The sequence below is a fragment of the Mycetocola reblochoni REB411 genome (assembly GCF_900163835.1).
GTDB lineage: Bacteria > Actinomycetota > Actinomycetes > Actinomycetales > Microbacteriaceae > Mycetocola_B > Mycetocola_B reblochoni.
Map to the genome: position 1 here is coordinate 15,377 of NZ_FUKR01000075.1, position 15,255 is coordinate 30,631.

The following is a 15,255-nucleotide window of genomic DNA, read 5'->3' on the forward strand; positions in this document are numbered from 1 at the left end:
CTGCGGCGGGGCCGAGCGTGATCGCGCCGGCCGCCGGCTGACGGCCTCAGCGGATGCCGACGTAGAAGCGCGAGTCGTCGCTGCGGTGCAGGGCGTTGTAGAACTCGAAGCGCCGGTCGTCGGCGTCCCAGGACACGGACTCGATCCGCAGGGCGGGGGCGCCGGCCGGCAGCGCGAGCAGCCCGGCGTCCTCCGCCGACGGGAGGACGGCCTGCAGCCAGCGGTCGGCACCCGCCGGTGAGACCCCGTAGTGGCGGCGCAGGTGCTTGTAGAGCGACTGGTTCTCGAGGTTGGCCTTGAGCAGGCCGGGGAACAGGCTCGCGGGCATCACCGTGTCGACGAGCAGCCAGGGCGCGCCGTCCACGCTGCGCAGCCGGCGCAGGCGGAGCACGTCCTCGCCCTCCTCGATCTGGAGTGCTCCCGCCTCCGCCGCCGTCGCGGTGCCGCGCAGCTGCGACAGGATCCGCGTCGTCGACGAGCGGTTGCTGGCGTCGAGATCGGCGGAGGAGCCCAGTGTCGAGCCGATGAATGACAGGTCGGGGGTCGAGGGGGACACGAAGGAGCCCTTGGCCCTGATCTTGTAGATGAGGCCGCGACGCACGAGCTCGGCGAGCGCCTCCCTCACGACGGTGCGCGACACCCCGTACCGGCTGATCAGCTCGGATTCCGAGGGGAGGGCCTGGTCGGCGGCGAGCGTTCCGTCGGCGATGGCCTCGCGCAGGGTGGCGGAGAGCTGGAGCCAGAGCGGCTCGTCTGACCCCCGGTCCAGCCGGGTGTCCCATGCGCTGCGGTGTGTCGTCATCGCGGTCCTCTCGCCGTCTTCTCCCCCTCGGCTGCGGCGCCGCCGTTGACAGCACCCCCGAGCCTCCCTATATTCTTATCACTATCAACTGGTAGTGACGAGTTGGGCATGACAAGTGCTCCATCGTCGTCGGCGACAACAGACCCGGGCGTCGTCGAGGCAGCACACCGGTTACCCCCACCCGCAATGGCGCGGACAACAGGAGTCGACAATGAAGTTCACATCCATCAGGCGAGCCGCCGTGATCGCGGCCGCCGCAGCAGCACTCAGCCTCGCGGCCTGTTCCAGCGGAACGGCACCGGCAGGGAACGGCACGGACGCCGCACCGGCCGACGGCGAGGGCATCTCCATCGCCCTCAGCAACGGCTTCGTCAACGGCTGGCGCCTCACCCTCATCAACAAGTTCGAGGAGGCCGCCGAGGCGCTCAAGGCCGAGGGCAAGGTCAGCGAGGTCACCTCCGTCAACGCACCCGGCGAGAACAGCGCGACCGAGCAGGCCAGTCAGATCCGCAGCCTCATGCTGCAGGACCCGGACGTGCTCATGGTCATCCCCGCCTCGTCGACGGCCCTCGTGCCCACCGTGGAGGAGGCCTGCAACGCCGGCATCACGGTCATCGTGCTCGACGCCGACATGGACGCCCCCTGCGCGACCATCGTGCGCAACGCCTACGACGTCTGGGGTGAGGACTCGCTCGTTCCCGCACTCGAGGCCATCGACGGCTCGGGCAACATCATCCTCAACCGCGGGGTCATCGGCTCGCAGCCGGAGGAGGAGTTCTACAACAGGCAGAAGGAGATCCTCGCCGACTACCCCGACGTGAACGTCGTGGCGGAGGTCAACGGCTACTGCGACAGCAGCACCGTGCAGAAGGAGGTCGTCGGCGTCCTCGGCTCGCTGCCCGAGGTCGACGCGGTGCCCGGCTGCATCGGCGGCATGGGCGTCGTCCAGGCCTTCGAGTCCGCCGGACGGGACGCGCCGGTCGTCGTGTTCGACACCGACGGCAAGTCCCTGCAGTTCTGGAAGGACAGCGGCATCGACAACGGCTCCTACGCCGCGCTGACCGACCCCGGCCAGGTCGTGGCCGCGATCCACATCGCGCTGGCCAAGATCGCCGGCGAGGAGGTGCCGCAGGAGGTCGTGCTCCCCGTCATCCAGATCGGCGAGGACGACCTGGACTACTGGCTCGACACGCTCGAGACCGACGAGTTCGCCTCCTACCCGTGGGACGAGGAGAGCGTCACCGCGGCGCTCGACGCCATCAACGCGGGTGACGTGGCCGTCGCGCCCGAGCTCAAGTAGACGGCACGACGAGGAACGAAGGGCATCCAGATGACCTCGACAGAGACGACAGCGATCGTGGACGGCACGCGGGGCGGCACCGCCCTCCTCACCGTCGACGCGGTCTCGAAGCGGTACGGGAAGACCCAGGCGCTGAGCACCGTGAGCGTCGAGCTGGGCGAGGGTGAGATCCTCGGCCTCGTCGGCCACAACGGCGCGGGCAAGAGCACGCTCGTGCGACTGCTCGCCGGGCGGGAGGCCAGCGACACCGGAGCGATCCGGGTCGCCGGCCTCCCCGAGGGAGCGGCGTTCACCGCGGCCGCCGCCGAGCGTGCGGGGATCCGCATGGTCTACCAGGAGCTGGCCCTGTGCCCCGACCTCACCGTCGCCGAGAACGCCGCCCTGTCCGACCGCAGGCCCACGGGGGCGCTGTGGCGCCGCCGGGCCGAGCGGCGCATCCAGGACACCCTCGACGAGGTGTTCCCCGGCCACGGGATCAGCGTCCTCGACCGCAGCGGCGAGATGCCGATGGCGCAGCGCCAGATGGTCGAGATCGCCAGGGCGCTGTGCACCGACCGGCTCCGGCTGCTCATCCTCGACGAGCCGACCGAGTCGCTCGGCGTCGACGCGGCCGAGGCGCTGTACCGCTACCTGCACCGTCGCACGGCCGACGGCGTCTCCGCGGTCCTCGTCTCCCACCGGATGCACGAGGTGGTCGGCCACAGCGACCGGATCCTCGTCATGAAGGACGGCAGCATCGTCGGCCAGTACCCCGGGGGGACGACGGCCGAGTCCACCCTGCTCGCGGCGATGGGCGGCGAGGTGTCCACGGACACGGGGACGCTCGAACGCGTCGAGGCGGAACTGGACGATCAGGAGCAGCCGGCCGCCGCTCGCGAGGGCGCGGCGGTCCTCGCCCTCACCGACTCCAGGGGGCGCGAGCTCACCGCGCGGCCGGGCGAGATCATCGGCCTGGCCGGGCTCGCCGGCCAGGGGCAGGAGGGCGTGCTGGCCCGGCTGTGGGCCCCCGGCCTGCTCAGCCGCTCGGTCACCGTCCCGTCCTCCCGCGCGTACGTGCCGGGCGACCGGCAGGTGTCGGGGATCTTCCCGCTGTGGACGGTGGCGGAGAACCTCACCATCGCGGCGACCAGGGCGCTCGGCCGCTTCGGCTTCGTCAGCGGCGCGCGCAAGCGCGAGCTCGCCTCGACCTGGGTCGACATGCTCCGGGTGCGCGGCGGTGCGGCGGCGCCGATCACCTCGCTCAGCGGCGGCAACCAGCAGAAGGTGCTCATCGCCCGCGCCTTCGCCGCCGACGCCGAGCTCGTGCTGCTCGACGACCCGTTCCGCGGCGTCGACGTGGCCACCAAGAACGAGATCTACACCCTGATGAAGGCGGAGGCCCGCAGCGGCCGCACGATCGTCTGGTACTCGACCGACAACAAGGAGATGGCGCACTGCGACCGCGTGTACGTGTTCCGCGCCGGACGGATCGTGTCGGAGATGCCCGGGTCGGACGCCACCGAGCAGCGCATCATCGCTGACTCGTTCGACGAGACAGAGGGAGAACTGCGATGACCACAGCACTCGAGCGTCCGCGGGGTGCGTCCGCGCTGCCCGGCGCCGCGACACGCATCCGCACGGGGGCGGTGCAGGGCAGTCCCGCCGTGCTCTCCATCGTGGCGATGATCGCGATCGTCATCCTCGCCGCCGTCATCCAGCCGGGCGTCCTCAGCATGAACGGCATCACGCTCATGCTCACCGCGGCGGTCCCGCTGGTCCTGGCCACCCAGGCGCAGATGATCATCATGGCCGTCGGGGACATCGACCTCGGCGTGGGCGCGCTCCTCGGCCTGGTCACCGTCATCGCGGCGACCGTCCTCACCACCTCGCCCGCGCTCGGCCTGGCCATGCTCGCAGGGATCGTCGTCGTCTACGCGCTCCTCGGCTTCATCATCCAGCGCCGCGGGGTCCCGTCGATCATCATCACCCTGGGGATGTCGTTCGTCTGGCTCGGCCTGGGGCTCGAGCTTCTGCCCACGCCCGGCGGCCAGACCCCGGAGTGGCTGAGCGCCATCGGCCAGTGGCGTCCCGAGCTCATCCCCGCGCCGCTCGTGCTCATCGCCGTCGCCACGGTTGTCGCCTGGCTGATCGCCAGGCGGAGCAGGTTCGGCACGCGGCTGAGGGCCCTCGGCTCGCAGCCGGCCACGCTGGAGAAGCTCGGCTGGTCGCTGGTGCGCACCCGGATGGCCGCCTACGCCGTCGCCGCGGTCCTGCTCATCCTCGCCGGACTGGTCATGGCCTCGCAGACCCGCTCCGGCGACGTCAACTCGGCGGGCAACTTCGCGCTGATGACCATCGCCGCGGTGATCCTCGGCGGCGGCAACTTCGCCGGGGGGCGGGCCTTCCCCGTCGGGGCGGCGTTCGGCGCCATCACACTCGGCCTCATCACCGTCCTCCTGTCCCTGGTCAGCCTGCCGTCGAGCTTCCAGTCGGCGGCGCAGGGGCTCATCGTCCTCGCGGTCCTCGCCGGCCGCGTCATCACGGAACGGTTCATTCGCTCATGACTTCCGCACCCACGATCGCCACGCCGACCCAGCACCCCGCCGTCGAACGGATCCGGACGCTGTGGCCTGCCTGGGGCTGGTCCCTCGTCGGCACGCTCGTCGTGCTCGTCGCCGTCATCGGCGTCAGCGGCGGCTCGCCCCTCCAGCCGCTCTCGCAGGCGCTCACCCTCGTGCCCTACCTCGTCCTCGTCGCCATCGGCCAGATGCTCGTCATCACCCTCGGCCCCGGCAACATCGACGTGTCCGTCGGCACGAACGTGTCGATGGCGTCCTACGCCTCCGTCGCCGTGGGGGCGGCCGCGGGCCCGGGTGCGGGCCTGGCCGCCGCCGTCGGAGCCGGTCTGGCCGCGGCCGCGTGCAGCGTCATCGCGATCCTCGTGCTGCGCATCCCCCCGATCATCGCGACGCTCGCGACCAGCCTGATCGTCAGCTCGGCGACGCTCATGCTCGCCGACGCGAACCGCTCGGGTGCCCCGGCGGAGCTGCGGTCCTTCGTCAACGCCCGCGTGCTCGGCGTCCCGCTCACCGCGGTGCTCGTCGCGATCCTCACCGTCGCCGTCGTCATCGTGCTGCGCCGGACGCGTTTCGGCCTGGCGGTCGTCGCGACAGGGCAGAACTCGGTGGCCGCGGCCAAGGCGGGGCTGCCCACGCGGACGGTGACCGGCGTCACGTACCTGATCAGCGGGGCGCTCGCCGGGCTGGCCGGAGGGCTGCTCGCCGCGTTCATCTCGCCGAGCACCTCCCTCGGCACCTCCTACCTCCTCGACTCCGTCGCCGTCGTCGTCATCGGCGGGACGCTCATCGCCGGAGGCCGCCCCGTCCCGGTCGGCGTCTGGACGGGGGCGCTGTTCTTCGTGCTGCTGTCCGGCCTGCTCAACCTGCTCGGGCTGTCCGTCGGCGCGCAGAACATCCTCAAGGGCCTGCTCGTCGTCCTCGTCGTCGTCATCTCCAGCGCGGCCACCGGCACCGGCCGCAGCACCGTCAGGCGACTGCGGGCCTCCCTCACCCTCCCCGGAACCACCACAAAGCAAAGGAACAACACTGATGGCTGATCTCGACGACCTGCGCGACGGCACCGACTTCACCGGTGCTGCGGCCGCCGCATCGACCGACTTCCCGCTCAAGGGCCTCGCCGGCCAGGACTGGGGGATGCGCAGCCGCCTGTCCCGCATCTTCTCGCCCGCCGACGGCCGCACCGTGATGCTCGCCTTCGACCACGGCTACTTCCAGGGGCCCACCTCGGGGCTCGAGCGGCTCGACCGCTCCATCCTGCCGCTCGTCCCCCGCGCGGACGCCCTCATGCTGACCAGGGGTGCGCTGCGCACGACCATCCCCGCGACGGCGAACAAGGGCATCGTGCTGCGGGCCTCCGGCGGGCCGAGCATCCTCAAGGAGCTCTCCGACGAGCAGATCGTGCTGGGCATCGACGACGCCATCCGGCTGGACGCGGCGGCGCTCGCCGTCCAGGTGTTCATCGGCGGCGAGCACGAGACCCGCTCGGTCACCACCATGTCCACGCTCGTCGACCGCGGCCAGGCGGCGGGGATCCCCGTGCTCGCCGTCACCGCGGTCGGGCGCGACATGGTGAGGGACGCCAGGTACTTCCGCCTGGCCACCCGCATCCCGGCCGAGCTCGGCGCGAGCATCATCAAGACGTACTACGTGGAGGAGGGCTTCGAGACGGTCACCTCGTCCTGCCCCGTCCCGATCATCATCGCCGGCGGCAAGAAGGTGCCCGAGCTGGAGGCGCTCACCGTCGCCTACCGGGCCATCGACCAGGGCGCGGCGGGGGTGGACATGGGGCGCAACGTGTTCCAGTCCGAGAACCCCGACGCCATGCTCGCCGCCGTGCGCGCCGTCGTCCACGAGGGGCTGCGCCCCGAGGAGGCGTACGGGCTGTACCAGGAGCTGTCCCACTGAGCTGACGTCGGGCGCGGTAGGCCCGGCGCGGGGAACCACCCCGCGCCGCCGGCCGATCGCGCCCGCGCCCGCCACCACCGAGCGGAGTGAACACATGACACGACTGACGACCCACAGGGACGGCGTCGGCGACGTCGACATCGTCGTCATCGGGGCGGGCATCAACGGCCTGGCCACCGCGAGGGAGGCCGCCGCCCAGGGGCTGAGCGTCGTCCTCATCGACAGGGACGACATCGGGGCGCGCACCTCGGCGATCTCGACACGGCTCATCCACGGCGGCCTCAAGTACCTCGAGCGCATGGAGCTGAACCTCGTGCACGAGTCGATCAGGGAGCGGAACATCCTGCTCGACCAGGCGCCGCACCTGGTCAGGCCCTACCCGATGCTCATCCCGTTCTCCTCCTCGCAGAGCAGGCCGGGCTGGCTGCTGTCCTGCGGCCTGATGCTGCACGACGTGCTCTCGCTCGGCAAACGGCTGCCGCGCAACGGCATCGTGTTCCGCCGCCGCCTGGAGCGCGACTGGCCGTCCCTCGCGGAGGCAGGGCTGCGCTGGGCAGGGCTGTTCCAGGACGCCCAGGTGCCGCTGACGGAGCGGCTCACCGTCGAGCTGGCCATCGACGCGCAGCGCAACGGGGCGGTCGTGCTGACCCACGCCCCCGTCGAGGGGCTGCTCAGGGAGGACGGCCGCATCGCCGGGGTCGTCTACCGCGACAGGGAGGACGGCGCCCCGCGCACGGTCAGGGCGAGACGCGTGGTCAACGCCGCGGGACCGTGGGTCGACGAGATCCTCGACCTCGCGGGCGACCACGACCGCCGCATCGGGCCGACGAAGGGCAGCCACTGCGTCGTCGACCCGTTCCCCGGCGCGCCCGACACCTGCGTGTTCTTCGAGTCGCCGAACGACACCAGGCCCATGTTCGTGCTGCCGTGGCTCGGCCGGTACATGATCGGCACGACCGACCTGCCCTACGACGGCGGCATCGATGACATCCGCATCGACGACGAGGAGACCGACTACCTGCTGTCGGCCGTGAACACGCTGATCCCCTCGGCCGGGCTGGAGCGCTCCGACGTGATCTGGTCGTACTCGGGGGTGCGCCCGCTGCCGTACGTCGGCGAGCTCGACGACCCCTCGACCGTCACCCGCGACCACGTGTTCATCGAGCACGAGGGCGCTGACGCCGGGCTCGTCACCGTCGTCGGGGGGAAGCTGACCACGCACCGCGCCCTCGGCGAGCAGCTCGTCCGCCGGCTGCGCGCCTCGCTCGGGCTGCCACGGCGCTCCTCGCCCACCCGGAGTTCCCCGCTGCCGGGCCGCCCCGCCGAGGCGTCGTGGCCCGCCTACCGTTCCGCCGCGATCGCCGCGGCCGCGGTGGTCGACGGGGTCGGTCCCGCGCTGGCGGAGCGCCTGGTCGACACCTACGGCTCCGCGTCGGAGACGATCGTCGCCGCCATCGCCGAGCGGCCCGATCGGGGTCGCGTCGTCGACGAGGACAGTGGCGCCTGCGCCGCCGAGCTCGTCTTCGCCGTCGCGGAGGAGGGCGCGCACACGCTCGAGGACGTCCTGCTCCGCCGCACCGCGATCGGGCTGAACGCCGACGTCGGCATCGCCGCGGCGCGGCCGGCCGCCGCCGTGCTGGTGGAGGAGGGGCTCTGGAGCCCCGACCGCGCCGAGGCGGAGACGGAGCGCTACCTCGCCGCCGTGGAGCGGTTCACCCCCCGTCGGGTTTCGCACTGAGCGGTTCTCCCGCTAAGAACGACACATACGGACAACGAAGTCTAAGGACACAGGCAATGAAGCAGTGTTACATCGGCATAGACGTCGGGCTCACCTCAGCGAAGGCCGCCGCATTCGACGGCGAGGGGCGGGAGCTGCGCACCTTCTCCGCCGCCAACCCCAGGGAGGCCGTCGACTCCAGCCGGCAGGAGATCTCGATGACGGCCCTGTGGGAGGTCGTCGCCTCCGTGCTGCGCCCGCTCGCCGAGTGGCTCACGGCGAACGGCTACCGGCCGGCCGGGATCGGGGCGACGGGGCACGGCAACGGACTGTACCTCGTCGACGAGCGGCTGGAGCCGGTCCGACCGGCGATCGCCTCGACCGACACGCGCGCCGACCGCATCGTCCGCCAGGTCTCGCCGGCCGCCGTCGCCCAGCTGCACGCGCTCACCGGGTCCGTCCCCTGGGCCGGCCAGCCGGGGCCGCTGCTGGCCTGGCTGGCCGAGAACGAGCCCGAGTCGCTGGCCCGCGCCCGCTGGGCACTGTCCTGCAAGGACTGGATCACGCTCCGGCTGACCGGCCGCCCCGGGGGCGACGTCTCGGACGCCTCCGGCGAGGGACTGCTCACCCTGTCGACGCGCGACTACGAGCCGCGGCTGTTCGACGCGCTCGGGGTGGACCGCGGCGTGATGGGCCTCCTGCCGCCTCTGGCCGAGTCGGACGCCGTCGTCGGCGAGGTGACCGCCGAGGCTGCCGCCTCCACCGGTCTGTCCGCCGGTCTGCCCGTCGTCGCGGGGTGCATGGACTGCATCGCCAGCCCGATGGGGGCGGGCGCGCTCGAGCAGGGCGACGTGACGGTCATCGTCGGCACGTGGGCGATCAACTCGGTCGTCGTGCCCGTCGACCAGGCGCCGCCGGCGGTCACGCTCAACGCCTTCCTGCCCGACCCGCGCCTCATGCTCGCGCAGGAGGTGGCGCCCACCTCGGCGGCGAGCATCGAGTGGTTCTCCTCGCTCATGTCGACGCTGTCGGCCGACGCCGTCACCCCGCGGCAGCTGATGGCCGCCGCGGCCTCCGTGCCCGCCGGCGCCGACGGCGTGCTGTTCCTGCCTTTCGTGCACGGGGCCCCCGACCACGCGGGCGCGTCGGGGACGTTCCTCGGCCTGCGCGACAACCACGGCTACGCCGAGATGGCGCGCGCCGTCGCCGAGGGCATCACCCAGTACCACCGCGTGCAGCTGGAGAAGCTGTGCCGCAGCGGTGCCCGCACCTCCGACGCGCCGTGGACCCTCGCCGGCGGCGGCGCGCGCAACCCGGTGTGGGCACAGATCTTCGCCGACGTCATCGGGCATCCCGTGCGGCGTCAGACGGGGACGGAGCTCGGCGCCCGCGGGGTCGCGTCCCTGGCCGCCCGCGGGGCGGGACACGACGTCGGCGGCTGGCTGACGTCCCACGACGACGCCCTCGTCGTCGAACCGGGCACCCAGCGGGCTGCCTACCGGCGGCAGGCCGAGCGTTTCGACGCCGTGCTCGCGGCCATGGAGTCGGTGTGGACGCCGAGGAGCGCATGATGACGACGGAGGACAGGACGATGACGGATCACGAGGACGCACGGACGCAGCTGGTCGAGGTGTCGCGGCGGCTCGGCGGCGATCCGGAGCTGGTGCTGCACGGCGGGGGCAACACCTCGGCAAAGGGCACGAGCACCGACGTCACCGGCGCCGCGGTGGAGACGGTCTGGGTGAAGGGCAGCGGCTGGGACCTCGCGACCATCACCGAGGACGGCTTCGCCCCGCTGCGGCGCGAGCGGCTGCTCGAGCTGCTGGCCTGCCCGCGGCTGAGCGACACCCAGATGGTCAACGAGCTCCGGCAGGCGTCGCTGCGGGCCGACGCGCCGACCGCCTCCATCGAGGCGCTGCTGCACGCGGCGCTGCCGGGGCGCTTCGTGCTGCACTCGCACGCCGACGCGATCGTGGCGCTCACCGACCAGGCCGAGGACGACGGGCTCGTGACCCGGGTGCTCGGCGACGCCGTCGCGGTGCTGCCCTACGTCAAGCCGGGGTTCGACCTGGCCCGGCTCGTCGCCGAGCACGACGGCCTGATGTCGGGCCGGGTGCGCGCCGTGGTGCTGCGCAACCACGGTCTGTTCACGGCGGGGGACGACGCCGAGGGCGTGCTCGCCGAGCACCTCGAGCTGGTGGGACGGGCGTCACGCGCGCTCGGGAGGGACTCGTGGGGGGACACCGGCGAGGACCTTGCCGAGCGCGGCGGAGGGATCGGCGAGCTCGCCGCGTTCCGGGGGGAGCTGTCGGCGCTGGCCGGGCGGCCGTTCGTCGTGGCGCAGTCCCGCTCCTCCCGCGCCGCGTCGGCCGCGGCGGACCCCGCCGCAGCCGAGCGCTGGTCGCGGGGAACCGCGACGCCGGAGCACGTCATCAGGACCAAGAGGGAGCCCCTGGTCGGCAGGGACCTGGCCGGGTACGCCGAGCGCTACCTGGCCACGGTCGACCGCCTCGCCGACCCGGCCGTGCCGCTCGCCCGGCTCGACCCGGCGCCACGGGCGGTCCTCGACCCGGAGTGGGGGCTGCTGACCGCGGGGGCGACCGCCGCGGCCGCCGCCGCCGTGCACGACATCGTGCTGCACACGGCCGACATCATCGACGCCGCCGACGCCGCGGGGGAGTACCGCTCGCTCGACGAGCGCCAGAGCTTCGAGATCGAGTACTGGGAGCTGGAGCAGGCGCGCCTGGCCGCGAGCAGGACGACCGCGCCGATGGCGGGGGAGGTCGCGCTCGTGACGGGGGCGGCGTCGGGCATCGGCAGGGCGATCGCCGCGGAGCTGCGCCGTGCGGGCGCCGCCGTCGTCGCGGTCGACCGCGACCCCCGCGTGCGCGACGAGGACGCCGTCGACCGGGTCGGCGTCGTCGGCGACGTGTCCGACCCCGAGGTGATGCGCCGCGCCGCGGAGGCGGCGGTGCGCGGCTTCGGCGGGCTGGACGTCCTCGTGGCCGCCGCCGGGGTGTTCCCCGAGCCGACGCCGATCGCCCGGCTCGACCCCGCGGGGTGGGACCGGGGGCTCCGGGTCAACACGACCGCGGTGGCGCACGCCCTCACCGCCGCGCACCCCGCGCTCGTGCAGGCGCCGCGCGGCGGGAGGGTCGTGCTGGTCTCCAGCAAGAACGTGGCCGCGCCCGGCCCCGGCGCCGCCGCGTATTCGGCGAGCAAGAGCGCCGCCGCCCAGCTGGCCAGGGTGGCCGCGCTGGAGTGGGCGCCCGACGGGATCCGGGTGAACCTCGTCGAGCCGGACGCCGTGTTCGACACGGGGATCTGGACGCCGGAGCTGCTCGCCGAGCGGGCGGCGCAGTACGGGATGAGCGTCCAGGAGTACAAGACGCGCAACCTGCTCGGCGTCGAGGTGAGCAGCACCCAGGTGGCGGAGGCGGTCCGCGTCCTCGTCGACGGCGGGCTGACGGCCACCACCGGGGCGCACCTCACCGTCGACGGCGGCAACGACCGGGTCGTGTAGCGGCCGGGGTCACTCCGCCCGGAGCGTCACCGTCGCCCGGTCGCCGTCGAGGCTGATGTCGCCGCCGATGCCGGAGCTCACCCGCTCCGTCGAGGTGCTGACCGAGCCGTCGAACAGCGACCGAACGGTGAGGGTGATCTCCGCCTCGAACGTCGTCGGCTCGAGCGCCCAGCCCTCGGCCCCCGGGACCAGCCGCACGGTCGGGTAGCTGCGGATGTGCCACTCCGGTTCGCCCTCGATGCGGTCCTCCACGTCGTAGCCGAAGGGGCAGCCCTGCGGATACAGCGCGTGCTCCGCGGCGCACTCGTCGAGCTTGCGGTGGACGGCGTCGGAGACGAGCTGGGTGAACGCGGGGGTGGCGTTCGCGTCGAGGGTGAGACTGGTCGCGCGGCCCGGATCGCCGACGGTCAGGCTCTCCGGCGCCGCGGCGACGTAGGGGTCATCGCGCTCGACCGTGTACCGGCCTGGCGCGAACAGCACGACGTCGAAGGAGTGGGAGAACGCCCGCTCGACGCCGAGCTGGCGGACGTCGAGCTCGCGGCCGTTCAGGCTGAAGCCGGGGGTGTGCTCGATGCGCAGCTCGACCGGCGCCGTGGGGCTCGCCGCGAAGCGCCACTCGGGCAGCACACCGAGGCGCGTCCCCGCACGCTCGACCAGAAGCGTCCCCGACACCGGGACCCCGTCGACCGTGGCGCTGGCGATGACGAGGTGGCGCCCCTCGGCGTCGACTCCCGTGTCGTGGGCCGCCACGTCGCGATAGTCCGGAAGGACGTCGCCGCGCAGCAGCGCCGTGCTCACGTTGGGCGCCTCGGCCGGCCGCGCGCCGGGCAGGGCGAGCGCGGCGGCGGCGTCGCCGTCCGCCAGGGCGTCCAGGTACCGACCGACGAACGCCTCGGCGCTGTACAGCTCGCGTGAGAGCGACCCGGCACCCGCCACCACCGCCGTCGCCAGCAGCAGGCCGATGCACGACCAGACCAGAGCGACCCGCGCCCTGGCCGACAGGGCCACCGGATCGGGTGTCGCCGCGGCGCCCTGCGGCGCGGCCGAGCGCCCCATCCGGGTCTGCGGTCCTGGCCCGGTGGCGGGGTCGACGGGGGGTCCGGGTTCCGCGTGATCCGGGCCGTGCTCGCTCACGTCGTCATCCTATCCGGCGGTGCAGGCGGGGGCATCCGCCCGACGAAGTAGTCTTGTCACGCCCGAACCGCCCGCGTAGGAAGCCCGCAGAGTGAAACTGACCGCCCAGCAGCAGGCCGTCTTCGACCGCATCGAGAGCACGAGAGACCACCTGTTCATCACCGGTCGCGCGGGCGCGGGCAAGTCGACGCTGCTCAACCACCTCTCCTGGCACACGGAGAAGCAGCTCGTCATCGCGGCGCCGACGGGCGTCGCGGCGCTCAACGTCGGCGGGCAGACGATCCACTCGCTGTTCCGGCTGCCGGTCGGGCTGATCGCCGACCACGAGATCGAGCAGCCGGACAACGTCCGCAAGCTGCTGAACACCATCGACACCCTGGTCATCGACGAGGTCTCCATGGTCAACGCCGACCTCATGGACGCGATGGACCGCAGCCTCCGGCAGGCGCGTGCCCGGCGTGCGGAGCCGTTCGGCGGCGTGCAGGTGATCCTCTTCGGCGACCCGTACCAGCTCGCCCCCGTGCCCGGCCGCGGCGACGAGAAGGCCTACATCGAGGACACCTACCGCTCGTTCTGGTTCTTCGACGCGAAGGTGTGGCGCGAGACCCCGCTCGAGATCGTCGAGCTCACCCAGATCCACCGCCAGTCCGACGACGCGTTCAAGTACATGCTCGAGTCGGTTCGGCACGGCATGGTCACCGCCGAGGTGGCGAAGGCGCTCAACGACGCCGGCGCCCGCACGCCTCCCGAGGACGGCCCCATCACCCTGGCGGCGCGCAACGACAGCGTCACGCGCATCAACCGCGAGAGCCTGGCCCGGCTGCCCGGGCGCTCGATGACGGCCCGGGCCGAGGTCAACGGCGAGTTCGGCGAGAGCGCCTACCCCGCCGACGAGGCGCTCGAGCTGAAGGTCGGCGCGCAGGTGATGTTCCTGCGCAACGACACCGGAGGGGGCCTCGACGGTCAGCGCTGGGTGAACGGCACCATCGGCACGGTGGTCAAGATCGACGGGAACGTGCACGTCGACGTCGACGGGAACGTCGTCGAGGTGGAGCCGGTGACGTGGGAGAAGCACCGGTACAGCTACGTCGCCTCCACCAAGGAGCTGCGCAAGGGCATCGTCGCCGACTTCACGCAGTTCCCCCTGCGGCTGGCGTGGGCGATCACGATCCACAAGTCGCAGGGCAAGAGCTACGAGCAGGCCATCATCGACCTGGGGTCGCGGGCGTTCAGCCCCGGGCAGGTGTACGTGGCGCTCAGCCGGCTGACCAGCCTGGACGGGCTGTACCTGTCCCGGCCGCTGCGCCCGAGCGACATCATCGTCGACGCGGACGTGCAGCGCTTCATGGCCGGGGCGAGGCAGGGATTGCTCGAGGCGGGGGAGCCTGCGGGGGAGTGAGCGGCTCCGCTCGTGGGTGTTCGGGGGTGCCGCTCAGGGCTGCGCGGCGTATGCGGGTGTGCGCCACGGGAAACCCGGTCACTCCTGCGGTTACGTTGACCCGTCTCTCTCCATGAGGCGCCAGGCGCCTCCGCGGCACGGCCAGAGCGCGGCGAGCAGATAGACGCCGAAGAGGACGGCGAAGGTTCCGGTCACGCCGATGAGCTGCGCGCTGGTGCCGCCGAGCAGGGCGCCGATCGGCATCCCGGCCCAGGAGCCTGCGGTCAGCAGTCCGAAGACCCTGGCGCGCATCGCTGGCGGAACGCGCTCCAGCCGGACGGCCCCGATGATCGGATTGAGCGCCCCCGCCGCAAGGCCCGAGATGACGGAAACGCCAACCATCCAGGCCATGCCGAGGCCGAGCGCGGGCGGCAGCAGCGAAAGCGCGACCAGAGCGAGGCACAGCACGAAGGTGCTGCGCCGATGGACACGGTGGGCGACGAAGCCGAAGAGGAGCGACCCTGCCAGCGCACAGCCGCCGAAGACCGCGACGATGATGCCGAGCGACGCCGCACCGCCCAAGTACTGCGTGCTGTACAGCGGGAGCAACGGCCCCGAGCGGGCCGCATCGAGCATGTTCACAATGAGAATGAGGCCGAGGAAGCGGCGCAGCAGCGGGTCGGTGGCGACGAAGCGGAAGCCGTCGCGCAACTGCCTCCAGTAGCCGCTCGGCGTTTCCGCTGTGGCCTCTGCTGCGGGTTGATGGTCCTCGTCGCGCGCGGTGCTATCCGGGACGGCGAGCGTCACGAGCGCTGCGAGCGCGAAGGCTGCGCCGGTGCCGAGCAGGGCGACGGGCGGGCCGAGCGTCGCCACGAGGAGTCCGGCTAGGGCGTGTCTCCCATATGGTTCGTGATTGACGCGCGATTCTGGATGGGTGA

The 15,255-nt window shown here is 72.5% G+C and carries 12 protein-coding genes; 9 read left to right on the plus strand and 3 right to left on the minus strand.

From position 1 onward, the window contains the following. Window positions 1-46: 46 nt before the first annotated feature. The gene (locus tag FM119_RS12945) at window positions 47-802 is read right to left on the minus strand and encodes a GntR family transcriptional regulator (RefSeq protein WP_087138579.1); all 756 of its coding nucleotides are present in this window, start codon (window positions 800-802) and stop codon (window positions 47-49) included. 211 nt (window positions 803-1,013) lie between these two features. Here FM119_RS12945 and FM119_RS12950 point away from each other — a divergent pair, with 211 nt between their 5' ends. The 8 genes from FM119_RS12950 (at window position 1,014) to FM119_RS12985 (ending at window position 11,805) form a co-directional block, all read left to right on the plus strand. Beyond that, a complete protein-coding gene (locus FM119_RS12950; RefSeq protein ID WP_087138580.1) occupies window positions 1,014-2,102 on the plus strand; it encodes a substrate-binding domain-containing protein in 1,089 nt (362 codons plus the stop codon). A 30-nt stretch (window positions 2,103-2,132) separates the two neighbouring features. Beyond that, a complete protein-coding gene (locus tag FM119_RS12955; protein WP_087138581.1) occupies window positions 2,133-3,656 on the plus strand; it encodes an ATP-binding cassette domain-containing protein in 1,524 nt (507 codons plus the stop codon). Next, the gene (locus tag FM119_RS12960) at window positions 3,653-4,645 is read left to right on the plus strand and encodes an ABC transporter permease (RefSeq protein WP_087138582.1); all 993 of its coding nucleotides are present in this window, start codon (window positions 3,653-3,655) and stop codon (window positions 4,643-4,645) included. Before FM119_RS12955 ends, FM119_RS12960 begins: the two co-directional genes overlap by 4 nt. Beyond that, entirely contained in the window at window positions 4,642-5,697 is a 1,056-nt protein-coding gene (locus FM119_RS12965) for an ABC transporter permease (RefSeq protein WP_087138583.1), read from the plus strand. The genes FM119_RS12960 and FM119_RS12965 overlap by 4 nt, the downstream gene beginning before the upstream one ends. Next, window positions 5,690-6,565: a 3-hydroxy-5-phosphonooxypentane-2,4-dione thiolase gene (gene lsrF, locus FM119_RS12970; protein WP_087138584.1), complete on the plus strand. Its 876-nt coding sequence runs from the start codon at window positions 5,690-5,692 to the stop codon at window positions 6,563-6,565. The genes FM119_RS12965 and lsrF overlap by 8 nt, the downstream gene beginning before the upstream one ends. Before the next feature lie 94 nt (window positions 6,566-6,659). Then, window positions 6,660-8,303: a glycerol-3-phosphate dehydrogenase/oxidase gene (locus tag FM119_RS12975; protein WP_218778788.1), complete on the plus strand. Its 1,644-nt coding sequence runs from the start codon at window positions 6,660-6,662 to the stop codon at window positions 8,301-8,303. A 56-nt stretch (window positions 8,304-8,359) separates the two neighbouring features. Beyond that, window positions 8,360-9,853 (plus strand): FGGY-family carbohydrate kinase, encoded by a 1,494-nt coding sequence (locus tag FM119_RS12980; RefSeq protein ID WP_087138585.1) that lies wholly within the window; start codon window positions 8,360-8,362, stop codon window positions 9,851-9,853. After that, the gene (locus tag FM119_RS12985; RefSeq protein WP_087138586.1) at window positions 9,832-11,805 is read left to right on the plus strand and encodes an SDR family NAD(P)-dependent oxidoreductase; all 1,974 of its coding nucleotides are present in this window, start codon (window positions 9,832-9,834) and stop codon (window positions 11,803-11,805) included. Before FM119_RS12980 ends, FM119_RS12985 begins: the two co-directional genes overlap by 22 nt. Window positions 11,806-11,814: 9 nt before the next feature. Here the strand turns inward: FM119_RS12985 and FM119_RS12990 are convergent, their stop codons facing one another. Beyond that, the gene (locus tag FM119_RS12990) at window positions 11,815-12,939 is read right to left on the minus strand and encodes a hypothetical protein (protein WP_143822723.1); all 1,125 of its coding nucleotides are present in this window, start codon (window positions 12,937-12,939) and stop codon (window positions 11,815-11,817) included. 91 nt (window positions 12,940-13,030) lie between these two features. Here FM119_RS12990 and FM119_RS12995 point away from each other — a divergent pair, with 91 nt between their 5' ends. Then, a complete protein-coding gene (locus tag FM119_RS12995; protein WP_087138588.1) occupies window positions 13,031-14,338 on the plus strand; it encodes an ATP-dependent DNA helicase in 1,308 nt (435 codons plus the stop codon). Window positions 14,339-14,428: 90 nt separating this feature from the next. Here the strand turns inward: FM119_RS12995 and FM119_RS13000 are convergent. Then, window positions 14,429-15,255, minus strand: an 827-nt coding sequence (locus FM119_RS13000; protein WP_143822724.1) for an MFS transporter, incomplete at its 5' end; no start/stop codon positions are given.